Source organism: uncultured Aquimarina sp., assembly GCF_947500065.1.
Taxonomy (GTDB): domain Bacteria; phylum Bacteroidota; class Bacteroidia; order Flavobacteriales; family Flavobacteriaceae; genus Aquimarina.
In genome coordinates, this window is sequence record NZ_CANMQT010000003.1 from 451,205 (window position 1) to 475,957 (window position 24,753).

The window sequence follows — 24,753 nt, forward strand, 5'->3', positions numbered from 1 at the left end:
GTGGTTGATTAGATTTTACTTGTTACTTTTTCTTTTAATGCATTGGCAAGATCGTGGTGTTTTTCGAGGTTTTTTACAATGGTGTCGTTGGTTATTTTACCTTCTAATCCAAAATTAGAAGTATATGCTCCTGTCTTACTATCGATATCTATTCTGTTAAACAATTCCAGAATACCGTCAAATCGGCAAGAGTCTACAAAACTATCAAATCCATTAACAAAAATTACTGGTGTTCCCATTGCTAAGCAAGGTAATGCACAATGAATTCTTGAAGTAATTACTAGTTTTGCTTTTGCATACTTACTTAGAAGATCTTCTGCCATTGCAAATTTCTCTTCATCTGTATATGTATTAGATGGTGGTTCTTGGTTAATAAATGTGGCAGTATCTAATACTTCTTTACTGATAAACTTTTTAACATGGGTATCTTTTTTTCCTAATTTAAAAGCAGATCCATTAAGAATATTCTTTATCGTAATTTTAGTATTGTAAAATACTTTTTCTGCTCTTGGGTAACTATATAAGGGATCTACGATATAAATATCATCTCCTCTTTCAGAATCATCCACCTTATAACTATCTAATGTCAGTGTAAGACAGCCTGTAAAATATGCATCAATCCCTTTCGACTTAAGGGTATCAGCAGTAAATTGATCTCTACATCCTATAGGTTCATGCTTCTTTAAATAAGCAATGCCTTTTTCACTTAACATTGCTGGAGCTGCAGTATTATTCATATGAAAGGATACAAATACAGGATCTATATTCTCTGATGGAACCCAATTATGAATGTTATGAGTAAACCATCCATTCATTATTAGTTTAATAGGATCACCTTTATAATCCCCTAATCGCTCCCTATTTAATAGCATATCAACTTTTGGTAAATATTGCTTAGCCGCTAAACTTTGAATATTATCTCCAACATTGAAGAAATTTTTATTCTCATCGTATGTAAGTAGTCCGTATTTCATGAATTCTACAATTTACCTAGTTTTTTATTCTATTTGAATTTTCTATATATCGTTTGCAACCAAGGAAACTTATTTCTGATGATAAACTTTAATCTATTAGTTCCCTTATTCGCATTATTAATTTTTTCTTCTAACAGTTGATCAACTTTTCCGTTTCTAAAATCATTCATCTGTTTGGTTTCAGCATCTATATCTTCAAAAACAAAAAAAGTATCCACATTTTTCGCTTTTTCCATAAGCTCCCACCAAAAATATTGTACTCCCTTGCTACCAGAACCTATATGCAATATTTGATAAATCTTGTCATAAACACTTCCATCAACTTTGAAACCGTACTCATTTGGGTTTTGGTTATTCAAAATAAGACCAAGTATTGTTCTGAAGCATTTCTCACAATAGCTACAATTGAATTCTGTTCTTTTTTCAGAATAGCATACTCTTAATCTAAATCTCTTATTTTTCTCAGAAGCGAATTTTGCAATTAAGTCTACCTTATCTTGCCTCTTCAATTCATAACCATCATGAAACACTTTGAAACCAGATCCCCAAGTTATTTTCTCATCAATATCTGGTGTAGATCCCCAATCAATATCTATATGATCCGTATAAGAAGATGCAATATGTACTGAACCATAATTATTTACATATGATAATGGAGCAATTGATCCTACCAAAGCCAATCCATGTTGTACTTTTCCCCACCATCCAATATCTTTCAATAGAAGCTCTACTTGATAGGTATAAAAATCCCTAAGGTTCGTTTCTATATATTCTTTATTATTATCATTAAGCAGCTCTTCACTTTCTATAAAACCGGTGAAATCGTTCCATTGATCTTTATCCTTTATAGTGATATCCGCACCGTGAAGTGTAATTAGATCAGGTTTTCTATCATAGATCCTAATATAGGTAGCATATGCATCTACTCCTCCACTAAAAAGCATGGAAGATTTAGAACCATCAAGAGAGTTTTTTACTAATTTCTTTGCAATCAATTTACCTTCAAAACTATTAGCAGGGTCTCTTTTAGCAAACTCCAGTTTTATTTTCTCCTGTGCATTGTAAAAATCTTCATCTACTTCATCTACCTCGATATAAAAACCAGCAAACCAAGCCATTGGTAATACATTAGATAAAAATGGAATTACTGCAATACTTGCTGGAGTAACACTAACATCTATCTGATATTTAGTATAAAAAGATTCGTTTTCTACAAACAGTTTCTGGATATTAGAACCAACAGAATACTCGTAGTTGATCTTTCGACCTTCTTCTGAATATGTAATTGAATGTAGCTTTACTGTATCCATTCCTTTAATTTATTTTCGTTTCAATAAAGAAACTATAGGTTTTCTAAATAATTCTTTTTCATATTCTAGCATACCAATAGAATACATCGTAAAGACAAAAACAACGGTATATGAAATCCCTTTTATTATAAAATTAAACCATCCTTCTCCAGGAATATAATTAATAAAGTAACCTACAGCAATTACTAATAAAACTACGATTAGCGTTTTATATAATAACTCTTTAAAAAAACGAATAATATTTAATCCTATCTTATTATGGTAGTAAAAATTCATAACGTTTTGTACAATGATCCATCCTGCAACCAATCCTACAATCATTCCGACGGCACTATAATCTATTGCTAAGAAACCACCTAGTATTACTCCTAAAATCATAAAGACAAGATAAAGAATAGCTTTAAAAGACAATTTATTTTTAGCCTCCAGTATAGAATTTCCAAATGCTTGTAATAAAGGGAGTGTATATCCAATCATGATAATAAGAGCAATCATATAAATCTGTCTACACTCTTCTATACCATATCTACCATCTGTAGAAGAATCTCCTCCGCCAACCCAAAGATTGATAAACTGTTCTCCATACAACATAAAAGCTCCAAAAATATACATCAATATGATAAAAGACAGTCTTCCTAATTTAATCATCATATCGGTCAATTCCTCACCACTAGCATTATTTACAGACATCTGCGTTGCCCTTGGTAAAAAAACACTAGAAATCGCTGTAGAAAATGCTCCATAATAGGTTCCTAATGTAATCCCTAATCCATATATTCCTAAAACTTTAGGTATACTAATAGCTCCTAAAACCCAACTACCAGACTTCCATTGAAGCATATTGACAATTGCGAACAGAAAAATCCAGCTCGAGTACTTAAAAATCTGAAGTATAAAGCTTTTAGATAATTTATGTAATTTAAATCTTACTTTAAGCTTAACCAATACATAATATGCAGATACTGAAATAGTAAGAATATTGAATATTGTATCAACAATAACCAAAGCAATCGCTCTTCCTCCAAAAAACAAAACGGCAACAATCGTTAAGGATCTTAAAAGATATCTAATAATCCCTACGGATTCTGGAAATACAAACTTTTCGTATCCTTTACAAATACCTGTAAATATCATTCCCGGAAGTTGAATAGCTAAATTAAAAATTAAAACTACGAACATTAATTTAGCAATTCTCAGCTCTTCTGTATTGAATTTCGTAAAGTACGAATCAATAAAGAAGTAAAATATGGTTCCTGAAATAACCACTAGTGTAGAAACAGCTAAATATAATATTCTAACAGTTCCTAGAAAATTTTCCTCTCCTTCTTTATCTTTCTCAGCACGATACTTAGCTACAAAACGAACTACGGTATTTGTTAATCCAAAATCCAGCAAGGCAATAGTACCTATCAAAGCTCCGATAGCATTAAATATTCCGTACTCATCCTTTCCTAGATAACTAACAATCAGAGGTGTAATAACAATCCCGATAACATTAATCAAGAAGATCTTTAAATACGTAAGTAAAGCTCCTTTTTTTAATTGGCTCAATGTGGTTGGTTTAAAAAGTTGTTAGTCTTATATAGTAAAAATTGTTCCCCTTACAATCTTCCGTGTACTTCTTCTTTTAATATACCTTTTACATCATACAAAACACCCTTAGGCTTAAGCAATGATTTTAAATCAATATCCAAATATTCTTTATGCGCCACAGTCAATACAACAGCATCAAACTTTGATCTTGGTAATTCAGTTATAGTTTCCAAGCCATATTCATGTGCTACTTCTGAAGGATTTGCCCAAGGATCATAAATATCGATATTTGTACCAAAGCTTTTTAGGTTTTCTATTACATCCACTGCTTTTGTATTTCTTACATCTGGGCAGTTTTCTTTAAAAGTAATCCCCAGCACCAACACCTTAGCGCCTTTGATTTTAATATCATGATTTACCATCAATTTAATAACCTCAGAAGCAACATACTGTCCCATGCTATCATTTAATCTTCGTCCTGCCAGAATAATCTCAGGATGATACCCAAACTCTTGTGCTCTTTGTGCTAAGTAGTATGGATCAACCCCAATACAATGTCCGCCTACCAAACCTGGTTTAAAAGGTAAAAAATTCCATTTTGTACCTGCAGCTTTCAAGACTTCATTGGTATCAATGTTCATCAAGTTAAAAATCTTAGCTAACTCATTCACAAAAGCTATATTAATATCCCTCTGTGAATTTTCTATTACCTTAGCAGCTTCAGCAACTTTAATAGTAGGAGCTAAATAGGTACCCGCTGTAATTACAGAAGCATATAGTGCATCTACTTTCTTCCCTATCTCTGGTGTGGAACCTGCTGTAACTTTTAGAATTTTTTCTACAGTATGTAATTTATCTCCTGGATTAATACGTTCCGGAGAATATCCTGCGTAAAAATCTACATTAAATTTCAATCCACTAATTTTTTCCAAGACCGGAATACATTCTTCTTCAGTAACACCTGGATACACGGTAGATTCATAAATTACGATATCCCCTTTTTTCAAAACTTTACCTACAGTTTCACTAGATTTATATAATGGGGTTAGGTCAGGTCTATTATTTTTATCTACAGGAGTAGGAACAGTAACTACATAATAGTTACAATCTTTTATATCTTCTAAATTATCAGAACAATATAATCCCTGATCCATTTGAGAATTATTCTTTAATACGGATTGTAAAACTTCATCTTCAACTTCTAAGGTAGAATCTGTTCCTGTTCTTAATTCTTCAATTCTATTTTTATTAATGTCAAAACCAATTACAGGAAATTTTGTTGCAAACAGCCTAGCTAAAGGAAGTCCTACATATCCTAAACCGATGATTCCTATTTTAATATCTTGCATCTCTGTGGTTATTTAGTTTATTTATCAGTTATCTAAGGCTACTTTAAATTATCCCAGTACCATTTTACAGCTTCTTTTAATCCAGATTTCATATCAAACTTTGGATCATATCCAAGAAGTGTTTTAGCTTTATCTACAGAAGCTAAAGAATGTGGCACATCACCTTTACGCTCTGGACCTTTCTTAACATCTACATTTGCGATTTCTGAATCAAATTCCGAAAGATATTCCTTTAATAAAGTTACTAATTCATTCAAAGTAGTTCTTTCGCCAAAAGCAGTATTATATACATTGTTTAGAGCCTCTTCATTATCCGAAACTATAGCTCTTAAATTCATCTGAATTACATTATCGATATATGTAAAATCTCTGGAAAAAGATCCATCACCATTAATCACTGGTGATTCATGCTCCATAAATTGCATAACAAACTTAGGAATTACAGCTGCATATGCTCCATTTGGATCTTGTTTACGTCCAAAAACATTAAAATATCGTAGCCCTATAGTATCTAGATCATACGTTCTTTTAAAATTATCTGCATATAACTCATTTACATACTTTGTAATAGCATATGGAGATAATGGTTTTCCAATCTTGTCTTCCACTTTTGGTAATGCTTTTGAATCTCCATAGGTAGAAGAACTTGCTGCGTATATAAATCGCTTAACTCCGGCATCTCTGGAAGCTACCAGCATATTAAGAAAGCCTCCAACATTTACATCATTACTGGTAATTGGATCATTTATTGATCTCGGCACCGACCCCAAAGCAGCTTGATGTAATATGTAGTCTACACCATTACATGCTTTATGACAATCTTCTATAGCTCGAATATCACCTTCAATAAATGTGAAATTTGAATTTTTAATAATTGCGGCTAAGTTCTTCTTGTGTCCTGTAGAAAAATTATCTAAACCTACTACCTTACTACCTTTTTCAAGTAATGCTTCGCATAGATTTGACCCAATAAAGCCTGCTGCTCCTGTAACCAAAACAGTAGAAGAACTTAATAGTTCTAATTGATTAGTGTTCATGTATTTTATATTAACCCTTGATTTTTAATCCCTTACACTATGTTTATCACATAGACTGCGCGAAATTAAGATTTAAGAATAGAAAACACAACTTATATCAAAGGGGATTTTAACCCTTAATAAAACGTCTAATGTTCCGTTGACCCATAAAAAAATCAATTCATCGATTAAAAAAAAGATAAAACAATGTAAATCAATAACATAACTTCTTACTCATTTTTATTAACAAAAAACGTTTTCGGAATAAAAACAGGTATTAATACGTACATAAATCAATCAACGCTTTTTCAAATCTACTTTTAGCCAAATACTGGGATTCTAAGCTCGGCTCAAAAGGAATTGGAGTTTCTATACTTGCCACCCTTTTTACAGGAGCATCAAGATATTCAAAACAATGGTCCATAATCAATGCTGAAACATCCGAAGCTATACCTCCAAACATCGAATCCTCTTGCAAAATAATAGCTTTACCTGTCTTCTTTACAGAAGTTGTAATTGTTTCTATATCCAGCGGTTGTAAAGTTCTTAGATCAATAACATCTGCTTTAATTCCAGCATGTTTTTCTAATATTTCCAATACCCAATGTATTCCTGCTCCATAACTGATAATCGTTATTTCGTTTCCTTCTTTTAGTACAGAAGCTTTACCAAAAGGTATAGTATAGTATCCTTCTGGCACTTCTTGCCTAATACTACGATATAATGCTTTATGTTCAAAAAACAATACTGGATTAGGATCTTCAATAGATGTCATTAACAATCCTTTTGCATCTGCTGGAAAAGCAGGATATACTACCTTTAAACCAGGAGTTTTTGTAAACCAAGCTTCATTAGTTTGACTATGAAAAGGTCCAGCACCAACGCCACCTCCACAAGGCATTCTTACTACTATATCCGCAGATTGACTCCAACGATAATGCGATTTAGCCAATAAATTTACAATAGGATTAAATCCTGAAGAAACGAAATCAGCAAACTGCATTTCTACAATTGCTTTTGTACTATTAACAGATAATCCATATGCAGTAGAAATTACAGCAGACTCACAAATAGGAGTGTTACGAACCCTATCTTTTCCAAATTCTTCGACGAAACCATCAGTGATTTTAAAAACACCTCCATAATCAGCAATATCCTGTCCCATAATAACAAGATCAGTATATCTGCGCATTCCTTCTTTTAAACTATCTGAAATTGCATCAATAAGTCGAAGTTCTTTTGTAGATCTTCCAGGTAGAATTTCTTTAAATTCAAATGTTTTGTAGACATCTTTCAGTTCTTTTTCTAAAACAACTTGAATTTTCTCTTCCTCATTAGCTCTTTGCCAATGCTCTTCTATTTCAGTTTTAATAGCTAATCGTTTCTGAAGATCATCTGCTTCCGAAAGAATCCCATTATCTATAAGATATTCCTTATAATTTTCTATTGGATCTTTTAATGCCCATTGTTCCATCAATGCTTCTGGAACATACTTAGTACCACTAGCTTCTTCATGACCACGCATTCTAAAAGTTTTGAACTCTAATAAAACAGGTCGTGGATTTTGTCGTATACTTTCTGCTAGTTTATTGACATTATCATAAACCTCCAAAATATTATTACCATCAATTATATATGACTCTATACCATATCCAACACCACGATCTGCAAGGTTCTTGCAATTGTATTGTTCACTTGTTGGAGTAGACAATCCATATCCATTGTTTTCAATACAAAAAAGTACAGGTAAACTCCAAACTGAAGCTATATTCAACGCTTCATGAAAATCACCTTCACTAGTTCCTCCTTCTCCAGTGAATACAGCAGTGGCTTTATTATTATTTTTCAAAAGATTACCTAACCCTATTCCACTGGCCACTCCTAGCTGTGGTCCAAGATGTGAAATCATACCTATGATATTATACTCTTGTGTACCAAAATGAAACGAACGATCACGGCCGTTAGTAAAGCCATTGGCTTTACCTTGCCATTGACTAAAAAGTCTATACAATGGAACATCACGAGTAGTAAAAACCCCCAAATTTCTATGCATCGGCAAAACATATTCATTCTTATACAATGCAGCCGTTACTCCTACTGAAATAGCTTCTTGACCTATACCACTAAACCATTTAGAAATTTTTCCTTGCCGAAGTAGTATGAGCATTTTTTCCTCAATTAATCTCGGTTTTAACATTTTGACATACAAAGAGATTAATAGCTCATCACTATACCCTTTTTTATCAAAATCAAATAACAATTTCTCTTCTGCCATACTGTTCAAAAATCAATAAATCTTAATACTCAATAGTTTTCCTAAATGGAAAATAGCAAAGTAAAAGTAATTATTTTTATTTCAGAAAAAACAACCAAATAACAATAATATTAAGTAGTTGTTAATTTAACCCTAACAATTATATGAATTAACTAAATTTACTAAGCTTTAGTGATAATATGTGAAAAAATAATTATTTTGACACTTATCCACTATATTTAAAAAAAAGATATCATCTATGATGTGTATTTAATCAAATACATTTATTTTAGTTAAAGAAAATTAAAGAACCATGAATAATATACCAAGTGTAGATCTTTCTGATTTTTTATCGGATGATCCATCACGTAAACAGAAGTTTGTTGATGAAATAGGGAAAGCCTATGAAGAGATAGGTTTTGTTGCATTAAAAAATCATTTTTTAAGTGAAACCTTAGTAGAACAATTATATAAAGAAATAAAGAATTTTTTTGCATTACCGTTAGAGGATAAACAGAAATATGAAATTGAAGGATTAGGTGGACAAAGAGGATATATCTCTTTTGGAAAAGAACACGCAAAAGGTAAGAAAGAAGGAGATCTGAAAGAGTTTTGGCATTTTGGACAAGAACCAGATACTGATGCAAATTTAATTGAAGAATATCCTCCTAACGTAATTGTAGACGAACTAAAGGATTTTAACCAGACCGGAATGGAAGCATACAGAATGCTTGAAAAAACTGGAATCTATGTATTAAGAGCTTTAGCTATATATATTGGCTTGGATGAACATTATTTTGATCATTGGGCGAGCAACGGTAATAGTATTTTACGCCCTATCCACTATCCTCCTATTACGTCAGAACCTAAGGGTGCTGTCCGCGCGGGAGCGCACGGAGATATTAATTTAATTACTTTATTAATGGGAGCTTCTACTGGTGGTTTACAAGTTCAACGAAAAGATGGAGAATGGATAGACGCTATACCACAAGAAGATGAATTAGTAATTAATGTTGGAGACATGCTAGAACGCCATACCAATAACAAATTACGTTCTACTATACATAAGGTAATTAATCCTCCAAAAGAACAATGGGACAACCCTAGATATTCTATTCCATTCTTTATGCACCCAAGAAGTGATATGAAATTAGATTGTCTGGAAGAATGTATTACAGAAGATAATCCAAAACAGTATGAAGATATTACTGCTGGAGATTTTCTGCATCAGCGATTAGTAGAAATTGGATTGATTAAGAAGTAATTTTATAGATGGACTTAAAAGATCAACTAAAAAACTTATTTCCTGATCACGAACCTATTGAAGAGGAAAAAGATTTGAAAAAAGATGATAATATTTGGATGCAAGATGATCCAATTATCTGTAAATACGAAAAAAGAAAAGGGAAACCTATAACTATATTAGAGGGGTATACCGGTGCTGATGAAGATTTTAAGAAGCTTGCCAAAGAAATAAAAACAAAATTGAGTGTTGGAGGTAGTTTTAAAGATGAACGCATTATTATTCAGGGAGATTATCGGGATAAAATAATGGATATCCTCAAAACAAAGGGATTCAAAGTAAAACGAGTTGGCGGATAACATCTGTCAAACAAAATTGAAATACATATACTTGGGGGCTAAAACATTACATATTACCAATGGCGATAGTTTAACTGATCGTTTAAAAGAACTTAATCTTGTAGATGGAGAATTCTTAGTATGGCGAGAAATGCTTTGCGAAGGACCAACGGATATAAGAATTGAAACGAATAAAGCTATTGAAAAACGAAAGGCTTTTCTTAATAAATATTACAGAATTCCTTCTGAGGATTATGAGGAAAAATTTGTAACCCAGTTAGATAAATTAAATACTCTGGAAAAGTATGATGAAATCATACTTTGGTTTGAATATGACCTCTTTTGTCATATTAATATGATTGCTGCCATCAGTTTATTGCTTCGAAAAGAAATAAAGAACATTCCTATTTATCTAGTGTGTAGCGGTCGAGTTGAAAACGCTAAAAAATGCCTAGGATTATGCGAGTTATCAGATGGCCAACTAAAAAAGCACTTCGCAAATAAAGTCTTATTAAACATTAATGATCTAGAACTAGCCTCCCACATTTGGACGCTATATTGCGAATCGAACCCAAACAAGATAGCAGGACAGATCAAAAAACAATCATCTTTTGATTATTTGTCAATATGCTTGAGAGCACATTTACAAAGGTTCCCTAACATGCTTACTGGCCTTAACACACTAGAGCACAATATTCTGGAAATGGTTGACACCTATGAAATCAAAAACATAAAACAATTAATGGGGTACGCCCTTGAATATCAAGGATTTTATGGATATGGAGACATGCAGATGAAGCGGGTTTTAGCTAGGCTTTTTCAATTTTTTGATCAAACTAAAGACCGTCTTTTATTATCCGAAAGAGGGAAACTTGCTTTACAACAAAAAAAGAATTTTTATAACACACAAATGTTGGATTGGCATTATGGAGGAGTTAAAAAATATGACTACTTATATAATGATGAAACACATAATTTATTAAAATTATAATATGCCTATAGCCGAATCTGAGCTTATCCTCAATCAAGATGGTAGTATATATCATTTAAACCTAAAACCGGAACACCTTGCCAACACTATAATAACTGTTGGTGATCCAGATCGAGTAAGTAAGGTTACTCAATATTTTGATACTATAGAATACACAATCAGTAAGAGAGAATTTCATACTCAAACTGGTACATATAGAGGAAAAAGGATTACCGTAATATCTACCGGTATCGGCACAGACAACATAGATATTGTTTTTAATGAATTAGACGCATTAGTCAACATCGATTTCCAAACAAGAGAAGTCAAAAAAGAGCATACTTCTCTTAATATTATTCGAATTGGAACCTCAGGAGCTATACAACCAGAAATTTCAATCGATAGCTTCATAGTTTCCCAACTTGCAATTGGATTCGACAGTTTGCTACATTTTTATGAAAGTAAAAATATTCAGTTCCCGCAAATTTCAGAACCTTTGATACAACACCTAGATTGGGACAACGATAAATCAACTCCATACGTAGTGTCTTTTGATAAAAAACTAGGAAGACATATGCAAAGTGACCAAACAAGAAAAGGATTTACAGTTACCAATGTTGGATTCTATGGCCCTCAAGGACGGGTTTTACGGTTAGCCACATCGGATGCTGAGTTAAATGAAAAACTCGCTTCCTTCAGGTATGCAGATAAAAAGATAACAAATTTAGAAATGGAAACCGCTGGTATATATGGAATGGCAAAACTTCTTGGTCATCGTGCTGTATCCATGAATGCAATGATAGCAAATAGAGCAACAGGACAGTTCAGTAATGACCCAAAAAAAGCTGTTGATAACCTTATCAAGTATACTTTAGATAAAATTGCGAGCTATATGGATTTGATTTAACCTTTTGTTAAAATCAAACCATTCTAGATAACTTAACTTTAAATATGGATTTAAAAAAGTACCCCTATAATGATAGGGACGTAAATTGGTTAAGTTTCAATGAACGTGTCTTGCAAGAAGCTGAAGACGAATCAAACCCTTTATATGAAAGGTTAAAGTTTTTAGCAATATTCTCTACTAATTTAGATGAATATTTTAGAGTAAGAGTTTCTCGATTGCGACAAATAAAAAGAATAGATAGAAAACTAAGAAAAAAACTTGCTTTAAAACCCAATAAACAGGTTAAAGAAATACTAAAGCAAGTAAAAATTCAACAGGGAAAATTTGGTGGTATATTCGTTAAAAGCCTTATTCCAGAACTTGCTAAACATAATATCCATTTAATTGATCAACATCAATATGATTTTGATCAACATCAATATGCAACCGAGTATTTTATTTCTAAAATCCTACCCTTAATTAATCCAGAAATTATTGATTTATCGAAAGTAAACTCTACATTTCTTGAAAACAATAAACTATATTATTTACTAACATTTGAAAAAGAAGATCAATTTGGAATTGTAAATATACCTTCAGATACTTTAGAAAGGTTTGTATGCTTTCCCTCTGATGGTCAAAATACGCATATTACCTTTCTGGATGATATAGTTCGACTTAATTTAAATCAAATTTTTGATGGTCAAAAAATAAAAGGGTGTTTTCAAATAAAATTATCAAGAGATGCAGAATTGTATATAGACGATGAGTTTGAAGGTGTTTTGGCAGAAAAAATAAAAGAATCCCTCTCGCAACGTTATGATGGGCAACCAACTCGTTTATTATTTGATGCTGCATTACCTAAAGAATATAAAAGTAAGATTCGTAAGTCCTTAGGACTAGGCAAAATCGATATGATGCCGGGTGGAAAGTATCACAATTTTAGTGATTTCTTTAGTTTTCCGGACCCCACAAATAATCCCTCTTTACATTATCCCAAAGCAACGGAAATAAAACACAAAGAATTTGAGCAAAACAGCAACTATTTTGAAGTAATTTCTAAAAAAGATCAATTAGTACATTTTCCATATATGTCTTTTAATTATGTTCAAAACTTTATTAATCAAGCAGCCGAAGATCCTAAAACTACAGAGATAAAAATATCCTTGTATCGCGTTGCAAAAGAATCTGAGCTTACCTCCTCCTTATTAAAAGCTTTAGAAAATGGTAAGAAAGTTACCGTATTTGTAGAAGCCAAAGCACGTTTTGATGAAAAGAACAATTTAAAATGGGGGAAGATTTTTGAAGAAAAAGGAGCATCCGTTTTTTATAGTTACCCAAAAATAAAAGTACATTCTAAAATACTTCTTGTCAAACGAAAGGAAAATAACAAAGAAGTATCCTATGCTTATATCGGTACTGGTAATTTTAATGCCAAAACATCCAAAATTTATTGTGATCACGGTTTATTTACAGCGAATAAATTAATTACTAAAGAACTATCCGAAGTTTTTGAAGTGTTATCCGGCAAAATGATACTACCTAAACCCAAAAATTTATTGGTATCTCCTTTTACAACAAGAATACAATTTGAAAAACTTATTGATAAAGAAATTTATAATTCAAAAAATGGTAATACTTCAGGTATTACAGCCAAATTAAATAGCCTAGAAGATAAAAAGATAATTAATAAACTATATGATGCTAGTAATGCTGGTGTTAAAACCAAACTATTAGTAAGAGGTTTTACTTGTTTAATTACTGGTTTAAAGGACATTAGTGAGAACATCCAAATAACTAGTATTCTTGATAGGTATCTAGAACACGGAAGAATATATCATTTCAATAATAATGGGGATTCAAAGATATTTATTGGTAGCGCAGATTGGATGACGCGTAATTTAGATAAACGTATTGAAGTTTTAGTTCCCATTTTAGATAAAGATTGCAAAAAAGAGTTAAAAACAATTTTGGATATACAACTAAATGATAATGTAAAGGCAAGAATCCAAGATGCAAATGAAACTAATAGCTACAAAAAGAAAATGGACGATAAACCGTCCATACAATCTCAACATAAAATAAGAGAATATCTTAAAAAGATACATGCTCCTATCAATATACTAACCAAATAATATTTTTAAACTTATTAAAAAATTAGTAGCTAACAATAAAGCGATAAATACCACAATTCCGTTTTCCAACGTGTTGTTTTTTAATTTAGCAACTTTAACTTGAGCACTTTTATTTCTTAAAAAATTCTTTTTCATAGCAAATATTGTTTTATTTGGTTTTAATTACTTCAAATATAGTCGTAATTATCAGATTAATATTTCAAAGGTACTGATAATAATTCTTATTTGACGATAAAAAACAAATATAATCGACGAAATACACAATTATCATATATTTTATACCATAATAGCATGCATACTATAAAAATAGGAGGCGTTCCCGAACACTTCAATTTACCATGGCACTTAACAATTGAAGAAGGTGCTTATCTTGAAAATAACATACAACTAGAATGGAAAGATTTTCCTGGAGGAACTGGAGCTATGTGCGAAGCTCTTAGAAACAAGGATATTGATATAGCCATTATACTTACAGAAGGAATTGTAAAAGATATCATTGCTGGTAATCCTTCTAAAATTGTACAAACATATATAGAATCTCCATTAATATGGGGCATTCATGTAGGGCATGATTCTAAATATAACACCTTAAGTGATCTAGAGAATACTTCGGCTGCTATAAGTAGATATGGATCAGGATCTCATTTAATGGCTTATATAAATGCGCAAAAAAATAATTGGGATACGACTTCGTTAAAATTTGAAGTAATAAAAAATCTAGATGGTGCTGTAGAAGCTTTGACAAAAGGGAATGCAGATTATTTTATGTGGGAGCATTTTACAACCAAACCATTAGTAGATAATAAAACTTTTCGTCGTGTAGCAGACTGTCCCACTCCTTGGCCGTGCTTTGTCATTGCGGTAAGAGAAGAAATTTTAGAAACTAAGAGCGAGCAAATAAAAAGCATTTTAGAAACTATCAATACTACTACCAGTGATTTTAAACAAATCCCAAGTATAGATAAAACACTCTCCCATCGATACGAACAACAATTAGAGGATATTAGAGAATGGTTAAGGATCACGGAATGGAGTCAATCTTTAATTCATAATAAAACATTAAGTGAAGTTCAAGATCAATTATATAAATTAGACATAATTGGCAAGGTAGTTGATTCTAAAAATTTAATTTTTGAGATGTAAGCAACCTTTTTCTTGTTTACTCATCTTACTTAATAGGAAAACAACTTATATATTATGAAACAGACATTAATAGCGATTATTATTTTATTCTCATTCCAAATTTCTTTAGCACAAGACCAATCCAATCTACCGCCAAGAGATATTAATAAAAATGAAATTAGCTTAAGCCCTATCAATATAATTGCTTTTGGAGCTTTAGATATAGGATATGAAAGAATCTTAACAAATAATACTACCCTAGGTTTTGATGTATTCTATAGATTTAGTGATAATGTCGATAATGATGATGACGTTATTGATAGAGATGGAATTTTTGATAAGGAATTGGCTGTAACAGCTCGTTATAAGTATTTCTTTGGCAATAGAATTGCTAGAGGTTTTTACGTAGAAGCATTCGGAATGTTATCTTCTGGCGATCATGACAATTATGTAGTAGTCTATGATGATCTAGGAAATTTTGTTAGTTCCGGAGATATCGTAGAAGAATACACCGATTTTGCTTTAGGTTTTGCTGTAGGTGGTAAATTTGTTACCAGAAACGGTTTCTTTCTTGATATAGGTTTTGGTATTGGACGAAATTTATTTAATGATAAAAGTCCAGAAATTATAGTAAGACCAAATCTATATTTAGGATATAGATTTTAAAATTGTCTAACCAAATGATCAATCATACTTTGCTATGATTACCTTCATATACTTACCTCAAACAAAATTACACTAATCCAATTTGAGTAACCAGTATGTTTACAGGTATAAAATCTATAGATAAATAAGTTTAGGCTATATTTTTTACGACAATAAAATGGTGTTGTAAAAAAAAACTCAATTATAATTCTTGTTTTATTAATTGTGCAAACTATGGTTTCTCAGGAAAAAACAAGTAATCTACCAAAACGTGAAACTCAAAAAAAAATAATGATCTAAGCATAAACCTACATTATTTTGCGATTGTCGTAGGCATAAATATAAATTATGATAGGGTACTTAATAAAAATGTAACTATAGGCATAAGTTTTTTTTAAGGCATATGGTAACTAGGATGCTGTTGATAATTCGGATATTGACATTACAACAAAAACGAATTTCTTAGCCATTCCTAATATTAAATACTATGTTGAAAAAAGATTTGCAAGAAGATTTTATCTTCAAGGGTTTACAATGATTTCTTCCGGCAAGGTAAATACTTTTAGAAATAATAATCCTGTATCAGAAGATGTTGATTTTACTGACGTGGCTTTAGGGATAGGTATAGGAAATAAAAAAGGTATTAAAAAATGGTGTTTTTATTGATTTTGGAATAGCGATTGCTTACAATTTGTTTAGTAAAAATAGTCCTGAATTACTCGTTCACCCAAATTTATCACTAGGATATCGATTCTAAAGGTAGGGTTTCGGATTCTATAAACGTTATATATTAAAGGAAAGCATGACATATTTACAAGTTTTTAATAAATCTATTTTGTATCATTAATTAAATAAGATAAATCTCTAAGATATCTTTAAATCACATATCTTGTTGATTTCCCGTATAAAAAGATTTAAATAATTTTGTACATTTGCCGAGCCTACCCCAATAAACCAATTATGAATATGCACGCAACCTTTTTTAGGTATTTGCATCTAATAGTTAACTAACAAATCAATTATGGTAACGTTTCTGTTAATTCTGGTAGGGCTAATAGCATTTAATTTTATTTTGTTAAAATTTAGTATTCAATCTGTTGATGCTGATAAAAGCAAAGCAAAAAGAATTAAATCTACAACTACCAAGGATACTATTAATAAGACCAAGACAGCTGAAATTGCAAAAGCTGCGTAGTTAATCTACCATTGAATTGGTGATTGATTCGTCTTGATAAGATATTCATTTGTCTTACTAAAATGTTTGTTTCCAAACCAATATCCTCTATTGGCGCTTAAAGGCGATGGGTGTCCACTGTTTAGAATACAATGTTTCTTATTATCAATTTTACGTCCTTTTTTCTTGGCAAAACCGCCCCATAATAGAAAGACTACGTCGTTTTTATTTGCAGAAACAGTTTGAATAACAGCATCCGTAAACTTTTCCCAACCTTTACCTTGATGCGATCCGGCATTATGAGCCCTTACTGTTAATGTAGCATTAAGAAGTAAAACTCCTTGCCTAGCCCAACGCTCTAGATTACCAGTAGATGGAAAAGCAATATTTACATCCGACTCGATTTCTTTAAAAATATTAATTAATGAAGGAGGTATTGCAATCTCATCATTCACAGAAAAACACAAGCCATGAGCTTGACCAACTCCGTGATAAGGATCCTGGCCTATTATAACAACTTTTACATCATCAAAACTACAATAATCAAATGCAGCAAAAATTTCAGCTTTTTCAGGAAAACAGGTTTCAGTCGTATATTCTTCTTTAATAAAGTCAGTTAATTCTTTAAAATATGGTTTTTCAAACTCATCAGAAAGTTTTTCTTTCCAGCTATTATCAATATTTACATCCATGTTAGTATCAAAAAAATATGCAATTGTTTACATTTGCTTCGCTATAAAATTATAACAAATACTTTTTTAAAAGTAAACTCATATTGAGTTTTATAATAAAGAAATTAACAGAAAAAGAATATCTCCTATAATTAGGAACAACAGCATGATCCGTATTTCCGAAAAAACACTTAAAGATTTAGAATTCAATACAGTACTTGATCATGTAGCTGATTTATGTAATACTGACTACGGAAAAACGAAAGCTTTACAAATCGTTCCGTTAAGTACGAAAGAAGACTTACATATTTCATTACAACAAGTATTCGAATATAAATCCTCCTATCTAAACGATTCTAAGATACCAAATCACGGATTTGATAGTATTGATAAAGAATTACAATTATTAGGCATTGAAAACACTTTCTTAGAAGCATTTAATCTTAAAAAGATAACTTCTATTAGTATAACGTCTAATGGTTTATTAAGCTTTTTCAGAAAGTTCAAAGAATTATATCCTATACTCTACCAGACATCCACTGAAGTTACTTTCACTAAAGAAGTTATCAATCTTATTGAAACTGTTGTAGATAAGTTTGGTGAAATTAAAGATAACGCCTCTCCTACTCTTAGTGTCTTAAGAAAAGAAATCAATGAAATACAAGGGAAATTAAATGGGAGTTTTGGAAGAGATCTTACCCGATATAACAGTTTAGGATATCTAGATGATATTAAAGAAAGTGTTGTTGACAACCGAAGAGTGCTAGCCGTTAAAGCTATGTATCGTCGTAAAGTAAAAGGTTCGATAATGGGTAATTCTAAAACAGGAAGTATCGTATACATTGAACCCGAAGCTACATTACAATATAGCAGAATGCTTAGTAATCTACAGTATGAAGAGCGCGAAGAAATCGTTAAAATACTTAAAGATCTTACCAATAGAATAAGACCATTTTCGGAATTATTAGAACAATATCAAGAATACCTTAGTGATATTGATATTGTAGCTGCAAAGTCGAAATATGCACATAAATTAAACGGAGTATTACCGAAAATAACTGAGGATCGAGAATTAACGATAAAAGATGCATATCATCCATTACTTTACTTAAATAATCAAGGAAAAGGAGAAAAGACACACCCTCAAACAATTTCATTAGATAAAAACAATCGAATTATTGTTATTTCTGGACCTAATGCGGGTGGAAAAAGTATTACATTAAAAACTGTAGGACTACTTCAGATTATGCTTCAAAGTGGTATGCTCATTCCTGTTCATGAATATAGCAGAATGTGTTTATTCAATAGCATACTTACAGATATTGGTGATAATCAATCTATAGAGAATCACTTAAGTACTTATAGTTATCGATTAAAAAACATGAATTACTTTCTCAGGAAATGTAATAATAAAACCTTATTCCTTATTGATGAGTTTGGTACAGGTAGTGACCCAGAACTAGGAGGCGCATTAGCTGAAGCATTTTTAGAAGTCTTTTATGAGCGTGAGTCTTATGGTATAATCACTACCCATTATGCCAATCTAAAAATGTTGGCTAATGAATTACCAAATATGACTAATGCGAATATGCTTTTTGATGCTAAAACCTTGGAACCATTATTTAAATTGTATCTAGGAGAAGCCGGAAGTTCCTTTACTTTTGAAGTGGCTCAAAAAAATGGTATTCCATATAGCTTAATTAATAAAGCTAAAAAGAAAGTAGAACGAGGAAAAATTCGTTTTGATAAGAGTATTGCAGACCTTCAAAAAGAACGATCAAAGCTTCAAAAAACAACATCTTCTCTCAAAACAAAGGAACTAAAAGCCGAAGAAGAAAAAGAACGATTAGACAAGGTCAATCAACGACTACAACTAAAGTTAGAAAGCTATCAAGAATTATATGATAGTAATCAACGTATGATCTATTTGGGTCAAAAATTAAATGAAATAAGTGAAAAATACTTTCACAATAAAAAGAAAAGAGAACTTATTGATGAGTTCATGAAGGTTGTACAAGTAGAAAACTCTAAAAGAGAAAAACAAACCGTTAAGCAAAGGAGAGCCAAAAAAGTAAAAGAAGAAAAAATAGTAAAAGAAGTAGAGAAAAAGGTAGCTGTAATAAGAGAAAAGAAAAAAGAGGAAAAGAAAAAAGAGGAAAAGCTAGAAAAAGCAAAACCAAAAGTAATCCTCAAGATAGGTGACAGAGTACGAATGATTGATGGAAAATCAATAGGAACAATAGATACTATCGAAAAAGGAAAGGCTATAGTCAATTACGGAATTTTCACCACGAATGTTACAATCGAACAGTTAGAATTCGTAGAACGAAAAAAGTAAATACTTTAGTCTAGCATAACGCTACTCAATAAATAAACAATAAGGCCACTAGTTTAATTAACTAGTGGCCTTTTTAGTAGGTTAAGCTCAATCGATTATTATTACTTCCCTCCTGCTAGCAATACAAAAGAATTACCAGACACCGGCGATACGTTATAACTTTTTACCTTTTTTAAGGTCTTTATATATTTTTCTGCTTCTACAAACGCTAGTTCCATAGCGCTAGAAGACTTGTCTTCAGCAATCTCAATAGTCTTTGAAATAATATCTCCATTAGTGTACTCTACCGTCATTCTCCACTTCTTAATCGAATGAAAATTCCTTGTGACTAAGGTGTTCTCCATACGCTCTTCCTTGTTTTCTTTTTTCTTTTTTTCCTTCTCATTTACTGGATTCGTAGTTAAAGAAGCGGCATTGCCAAATGTTACGCAAAACATCGCGATTGCTAATAAGAGTTTCATTTTTAGTGGTGTTGATTTGTATGATTCGAATATACAATTAATATTTGATTATACAAATATTTTTTTAATAAAAATTTATTTGTATATTTAATTCTTGTAATACGGAAATACAATGATTAACAGGAAATTAAAAAGACTACTCAAAAAAAGTAAAGGAGCTAAAACTGTATATGGTATTTCTAAAGCATTAGGCATTAGCCCTCAGGCGGGAGATTATGTAGTAAAGAGAAAAAATCTAGCAAAGGATTTTGAACGATTACAGAGAATCGCGGATTATATGGGTGTAGAAATTACTGATATTGTGGATTATAAAAAGAAATAATAGTCAAAAAAAACTTCCTTCACTACTCCTAGTTTTACTTTAACGACAACAACTAAAAGTAAAAAGCATTATAATAAAAGGTTTTAATTATTTTTGATGCTCACTAAATCATTTTATATGCAGATTTACTTATACTTGTCTATTTATATAGTTTTAATTATTGGTTTATCCGTATATATCTCTAGATCTTCTAGTAAAGAGGATTTTTTAATTGGAGGAAGAAATCGTAATAGTTGGACAATTCTATTTTCTAAATTTGCAGGTGCAATTGGTGTAAGTACATTGATTACATACACAGGCTATGCTTATAAGTTCGGTTGGGGACTTTTTGCAATGTCTATCGGCTCTGTAATTGGTTATCTTTTATTTGCTTTTTGGGCAGCTCCAAGAATCAAAAATTTATCATTACAAGGTAATTTTTACACACAAGGTGATTTACCTGCATTCGTTACAGGAAATAAAACCACCTCCCTAATTACTAATGGAATTACTATTGTTGTTCAGTTTTTTTGGGTACTTCTATCCTTAGCAGGAGGTGCTAAAGTGATCGCCTTTTTTGATCTATTTTCATACGATATTGCATTGCTTATTACAGCCTCTGTGGTGTTAATTTACGTTTTATTCTCCGGTTTTAAAGCAGTAATCATCACTGATATTATTCAAGCTATTATAATCATTGGTTTCTTATGTATTTTAATTTTCGGAATGCTTGACATAAGAGAATTTGATACTATTTTAGAAACTTCAACAGGTAAAAATGTACAACTTGGTAGTATCATAGGACTGGTTTTATATGGAGGATTATCCGTTTTTGGTTTAGCAGACAGATACCAACTTTGTTATGCCGCAAAAGATGTAAAATCATTAAAAAGAGGAATGGGTTTTGCTATAATTCCGGTGTTATTTATTGCTTTTTTGTTATTACTTATTGGTTTATATGTCTATAATCAAAATACTAATTTAGATCCCGATACTGTGTTTGTATTTGCTATGCAAAACTTAGTCAGTGAGTCTTGGATCCCTATACTACTGGTTCTTTTCTTTGCTGGTTTAATGAGTACAGCGGATACTTCTATTTTTGCGGTATCCTCTCACCTAGTTTATAAATCGAAAGAAGATCAAAAAGTAAGGTCTTTGCGGTATGCAACCGTGATAACAGTTATTATAGCTTATGTTACTGCGCTATTCTGGAAAAGTGTTGTTGATATTACTATTGTGGGAGCAGCACTTAGAATGACCCTTTCTATTGCTATGATTTATGTTATTAATAAAAAGAAAAATAGCGGACGTTTTATTGCCAGTGCATTAGGAGGAGTCACAGGTTTACTTATAGGTTTGGTTGCTTTTGGACCAAAACCAACTATAGCAATCACAGTTCTTTTAGGCTCATTAATTGGGTTAATCTATAGATCCAGATAGTCCTGTTAAAGTATCCTTAAACCTAAATACTGAGAATTTTATCTTTTTATATTTGACGAATCACTCGAAATTAGTATTAAACCCATATTATGCGAAAATTACTTTTTGTAATAACTTTCAGTATTGTGTTTTTACACATAGCTGAAGCACAACAACCTAAGAAACCAAATTCTGTAGAAATTCATGAAGCAATCAAAAAACTGAACTTTTTAGGTTCTGTTTTATATGTTGCAGCACATCCAGATGATGAAAACACAAGGTTAATTTCCTATATGTCTAATCAAGTAAAGGCAAGAACTGCATATCTATCTCTTACTCGTGGTGATGGAGGTCAAAATTTAGTAGGACCAGAAATAAGAGAATTACTTGGTGTAATAAGAACACAAGAGCTATTAGCTGCTCGTAATACAGATGGTGGGGAACAAATGTTCACTCGTGCGAATGATTTCGGGTACTCCAAACATCCTGATGAAACTTTAGCAATTTGGGACAAAAAAGAAGTTTTAAGCGACGTAGTTTGGGCAATCAGAAAGTTTCAACCAGATGTTATTGTAAATCGCTTTAATCATAGAACTCCAGGAAGCACTCATGGTCATCATACATCTTCTGCAATGCTTAGTGTAGAGGCTTTTGATATGGTAGCTGATAAAAACATATATCCAGAACAATTACAATATGTAAAAACATGGCAACCCAAAAGGTTGTTCTTTAATACTTCATGGTGGTTTTACGGAAGTAGAGAAAACTTTGAAAAAGCCGACAAATCTAATCTTCTAAACTTTGATACAGGTGTTTACTATCCAGATTTAGGACTTTCTAATACAGAAATAGCTTCCCTAAGTCGTAGTCAACATAAATCACAAGGTTTTGGAAGTACAGGAACACGAGGATCACAGACAGAATATATTGAGTTAATCAAAGGAGAGCTACCTAAAGACAAAACCAACATTTTTGAAGGAATTGATACTTCATGGAATCGGGTTAAAGGAGGAAAAGCTATTGGTGATATCTTATATCAAGTAGAGAAAAATTTTGACTTTAGAAACCCTGCTGCTTCTGTTAACCAGTTAATAAAAGCGTATCAATTAATCCAACAGCTAGAAGATCCTCATTGGAAAACAATAAAAACTGAAGAAATAAAAGATATTATTACTGCAACTACGGGGCTCTATTTAGAAGCTGTAGCTACAGAATCTTATACTACTGAGAATAGTGAGGTAACCGTTAAAGTTGAAGCTATCAATCGAAGTAATGTAGTTATCCGCCTAAAATCAATTGATATTTTGACAGTTGGAATTTCAGAAAACCCGGAAACGATTCTTGAAAATAACAATAGAAAAAATTATGAACTGAAAGGAAAAATAGTTTCGAATATACAATACACGACCCCATATTGGTTAAATAGTAAGGGAACACTAGGAATGTATAATGTTACGGATAGAAAACTGATAGGTACACCAGAAACTAAACATCAAACTGAAGCTATATTCTATCTAGAAATAAACGGAGCCATTATTCCTTACCAAAAAGATGTTGTTTACAAAACTAATGATCCTGTAAAAGGTGAAGTATATAAACCTTTTGAGGTAATACCTGCTATTTCTGCTAGTATAAAGGATAAAGTGATCATTTATGCAAATGGTCCTGCTAAACAGATTCCTGTTATTATAAAATCGGCAGAACCTAATACAAATGGAACCGTTTCTCTCAAACACCCTGAAGGTTGGAAAGTTTCTCCAGAAACGATTAATTTCAATTTAACTCAAAAAGGTGAAGAAAAAACAGTTGTTTTTACACTTACCGCTCCTCAAAATCAAAGTGAAGGATACATTTCGCCTGAAATAAAATTTCAAGAAAAAACATACTCTGATGAGGTAGTAACGATTGACTATGAACATATACCATTTCAGACTGTAGTGTTGCCTTCTGAAACCAAGGTGGTTCGATTGGATATCAACAAGAAAGGTCAGAATATAGGATATATTGAAGGTGCAGGAGACGTAGTTCCCGAAAGCTTACAACAAATTGGATATCAGGTAACAACGATTGCCCCAGAATCCATTTCTGAAAAGACATTGCAACCTTTTGATGCTATAGTTGTTGGGATACGAGCTTACAATACAGTAGAAGCATTAAAATTCAAACAAAAACATCTTTTGGAGTATGTGAAAAATGGAGGAAATCTTATCATTCAATATAACACCAGTCATCGTCTAAAAGTAAAAGAAGATCTAGGCCCCTATCCATTAAAATTATCCAGAGATCGAGTTACTGATGAAAATGCGACTATAAAGTTGTTAGCCAATGATCATCCTGTATTGAACACTCCTAATAAAATCACCAATAAAGATTTTGAAGGCTGGGTTCAAGAACGTGGGTTATATTTCCCTAACGAATGGTCTAAAGAATATATACCAATCATTTCTGCAAATGACAAAGGTGAATCCGAGAAAAAAGGTGCGCTATTGATCGCTAAATACGGAAAAGGATACTACGTATACACAGGTCTAAGCTTCTTTAGAGAATTCCCTGCAGGAGTTTCTGGGGCATATCGATTATTTGCAAATATGCTATCTTTAGGAAAATAAACAAC

Annotated in this window: 21 protein-coding genes; 12 read left to right on the forward strand and 9 right to left on the reverse strand. The window is 31.8% G+C overall.

What is annotated here, in order from left to right:
- Nucleotides 1-8: 8 nt before the first annotated feature.
- The 6 genes from Q0975_RS12055 to Q0975_RS12080 form a co-directional block, all read right to left on the reverse strand.
- Nucleotides 9-974 carry a polysaccharide pyruvyl transferase family protein gene (locus tag Q0975_RS12055; RefSeq protein WP_299436938.1) on the reverse strand — a complete coding sequence of 322 codons (966 nt, stop codon included), beginning with the start codon at nt 972-974 and terminating at the stop codon, nt 9-11.
- Nucleotides 975-1,003: 29 nt separating this feature from the next.
- Nucleotides 1,004-2,284, reverse strand: a complete 1,281-nt coding sequence (locus Q0975_RS12060) for a hypothetical protein (RefSeq protein WP_299436940.1) — start codon at nt 2,282-2,284, stop codon at nt 1,004-1,006.
- A gap of 9 nt (nt 2,285-2,293) precedes the next feature.
- Complete coding sequence (locus tag Q0975_RS12065; protein ID WP_299436942.1) at nt 2,294-3,835, reverse strand: oligosaccharide flippase family protein; 1,542 nt, start codon at nt 3,833-3,835, stop codon at nt 2,294-2,296.
- A 50-nt stretch (nt 3,836-3,885) separates the two neighbouring features.
- A complete protein-coding gene (locus Q0975_RS12070) occupies nt 3,886-5,166 on the reverse strand; it encodes a nucleotide sugar dehydrogenase (protein WP_299436944.1) in 1,281 nt (426 codons plus the stop codon).
- Nucleotides 5,167-5,204: 38 nt separating this feature from the next.
- Nucleotides 5,205-6,203 carry an SDR family oxidoreductase gene (locus Q0975_RS12075; RefSeq protein WP_299436946.1) on the reverse strand — a complete coding sequence of 333 codons (999 nt, stop codon included), beginning with the start codon at nt 6,201-6,203 and terminating at the stop codon, nt 5,205-5,207.
- A 256-nt stretch (nt 6,204-6,459) separates the two neighbouring features.
- Nucleotides 6,460-8,457: a dehydrogenase E1 component subunit alpha/beta gene (locus Q0975_RS12080; protein WP_299436948.1), complete on the reverse strand. Its 1,998-nt coding sequence runs from the start codon at nt 8,455-8,457 to the stop codon at nt 6,460-6,462.
- Between the two features lie 292 nt (nt 8,458-8,749).
- Here Q0975_RS12080 and Q0975_RS12085 point away from each other — a divergent pair, with 292 nt between their 5' ends.
- Genes Q0975_RS12085 through ppk1 form a run of 5 tightly spaced genes read left to right on the forward strand, consistent with a single transcriptional unit; the run spans nt 8,750 to nt 14,008 of the window.
- Nucleotides 8,750-9,700 (forward strand): 2-oxoglutarate and iron-dependent oxygenase domain-containing protein, encoded by a 951-nt coding sequence (locus Q0975_RS12085; RefSeq protein WP_299436950.1) that lies wholly within the window; start codon nt 8,750-8,752, stop codon nt 9,698-9,700.
- Nucleotides 9,701-9,708: 8 nt separating this feature from the next.
- On the forward strand, nt 9,709-10,038 hold the full coding sequence (locus Q0975_RS12090; protein ID WP_299436952.1) for a translation initiation factor: 330 nt from the start codon (nt 9,709-9,711) through the stop codon (nt 10,036-10,038).
- A 16-nt stretch (nt 10,039-10,054) separates the two neighbouring features.
- On the forward strand, nt 10,055-11,008 hold the full coding sequence (locus Q0975_RS12095; RefSeq protein ID WP_299436954.1) for a DUF1835 domain-containing protein: 954 nt from the start codon (nt 10,055-10,057) through the stop codon (nt 11,006-11,008).
- Between the two features lies 1 nt (nt 11,009).
- The gene (locus Q0975_RS12100) at nt 11,010-11,894 is read left to right on the forward strand and encodes a nucleoside phosphorylase (RefSeq protein ID WP_299436956.1); all 885 of its coding nucleotides are present in this window, start codon (nt 11,010-11,012) and stop codon (nt 11,892-11,894) included.
- A gap of 44 nt (nt 11,895-11,938) precedes the next feature.
- Nucleotides 11,939-14,008: a polyphosphate kinase 1 gene (ppk1, locus tag Q0975_RS12105; protein WP_299436958.1), complete on the forward strand. Its 2,070-nt coding sequence runs from the start codon at nt 11,939-11,941 to the stop codon at nt 14,006-14,008.
- Here ppk1 and Q0975_RS12110 read toward each other — a convergent pair.
- Entirely contained in the window at nt 13,997-14,143 is a 147-nt protein-coding gene (locus tag Q0975_RS12110) for a hypothetical protein (RefSeq protein ID WP_158597073.1), read from the reverse strand. The two genes, ppk1 and Q0975_RS12110, sit on opposite strands and share 12 nt — an antisense overlap.
- A gap of 156 nt (nt 14,144-14,299) precedes the next feature.
- Between Q0975_RS12110 and Q0975_RS12115 the strand changes: the two genes are divergently transcribed.
- From Q0975_RS12115 to Q0975_RS12125, 3 genes are all read left to right on the forward strand, one after another.
- Nucleotides 14,300-15,151 (forward strand): substrate-binding domain-containing protein, encoded by an 852-nt coding sequence (locus Q0975_RS12115; RefSeq protein WP_299436960.1) that lies wholly within the window; start codon nt 14,300-14,302, stop codon nt 15,149-15,151.
- Nucleotides 15,152-15,205: 54 nt separating this feature from the next.
- Nucleotides 15,206-15,796, forward strand: coding sequence for a hypothetical protein (locus Q0975_RS12120; RefSeq protein ID WP_299436962.1), 591 nt, complete (start codon nt 15,206-15,208; stop codon nt 15,794-15,796).
- Between the two features lie 1,000 nt (nt 15,797-16,796).
- On the forward strand, nt 16,797-16,970 hold the full coding sequence (locus Q0975_RS12125) for a hypothetical protein (RefSeq protein WP_299436964.1): 174 nt from the start codon (nt 16,797-16,799) through the stop codon (nt 16,968-16,970).
- 5 nt (nt 16,971-16,975) lie between these two features.
- On the opposite strand, the gene Q0975_RS12130 is transcribed toward Q0975_RS12125, so the two are convergent.
- Nucleotides 16,976-17,641: a uracil-DNA glycosylase gene (locus tag Q0975_RS12130; RefSeq protein ID WP_299436966.1), complete on the reverse strand. Its 666-nt coding sequence runs from the start codon at nt 17,639-17,641 to the stop codon at nt 16,976-16,978.
- A gap of 145 nt (nt 17,642-17,786) precedes the next feature.
- Here Q0975_RS12130 and Q0975_RS12135 point away from each other — a divergent pair, with 145 nt between their 5' ends.
- Nucleotides 17,787-19,958: a DNA mismatch repair protein MutS gene (locus Q0975_RS12135; protein WP_299436968.1), complete on the forward strand. Its 2,172-nt coding sequence runs from the start codon at nt 17,787-17,789 to the stop codon at nt 19,956-19,958.
- 101 nt (nt 19,959-20,059) lie between these two features.
- Here Q0975_RS12135 and Q0975_RS12140 read toward each other — a convergent pair whose 3' ends face one another.
- Nucleotides 20,060-20,419 carry a hypothetical protein gene (locus tag Q0975_RS12140; protein WP_299436970.1) on the reverse strand — a complete coding sequence of 120 codons (360 nt, stop codon included), beginning with the start codon at nt 20,417-20,419 and terminating at the stop codon, nt 20,060-20,062.
- Nucleotides 20,420-20,531: 112 nt separating this feature from the next.
- Between Q0975_RS12140 and Q0975_RS12145 the strand changes: the two genes are divergently transcribed.
- From Q0975_RS12145 to Q0975_RS12155, 3 genes are all read left to right on the forward strand, one after another.
- Nucleotides 20,532-20,741 carry a helix-turn-helix domain-containing protein gene (locus Q0975_RS12145; protein ID WP_299436972.1) on the forward strand — a complete coding sequence of 70 codons (210 nt, stop codon included), beginning with the start codon at nt 20,532-20,534 and terminating at the stop codon, nt 20,739-20,741.
- A gap of 117 nt (nt 20,742-20,858) precedes the next feature.
- Nucleotides 20,859-22,160 (forward strand): hypothetical protein, encoded by a 1,302-nt coding sequence (locus tag Q0975_RS12150; protein WP_299436974.1) that lies wholly within the window; start codon nt 20,859-20,861, stop codon nt 22,158-22,160.
- Between the two features lie 89 nt (nt 22,161-22,249).
- On the forward strand, nt 22,250-24,748 hold the full coding sequence (locus Q0975_RS12155) for a PIG-L family deacetylase (RefSeq protein ID WP_299436976.1): 2,499 nt from the start codon (nt 22,250-22,252) through the stop codon (nt 24,746-24,748).
- The last annotated feature ends 5 nt before the right edge of the window (nt 24,749-24,753 follow it).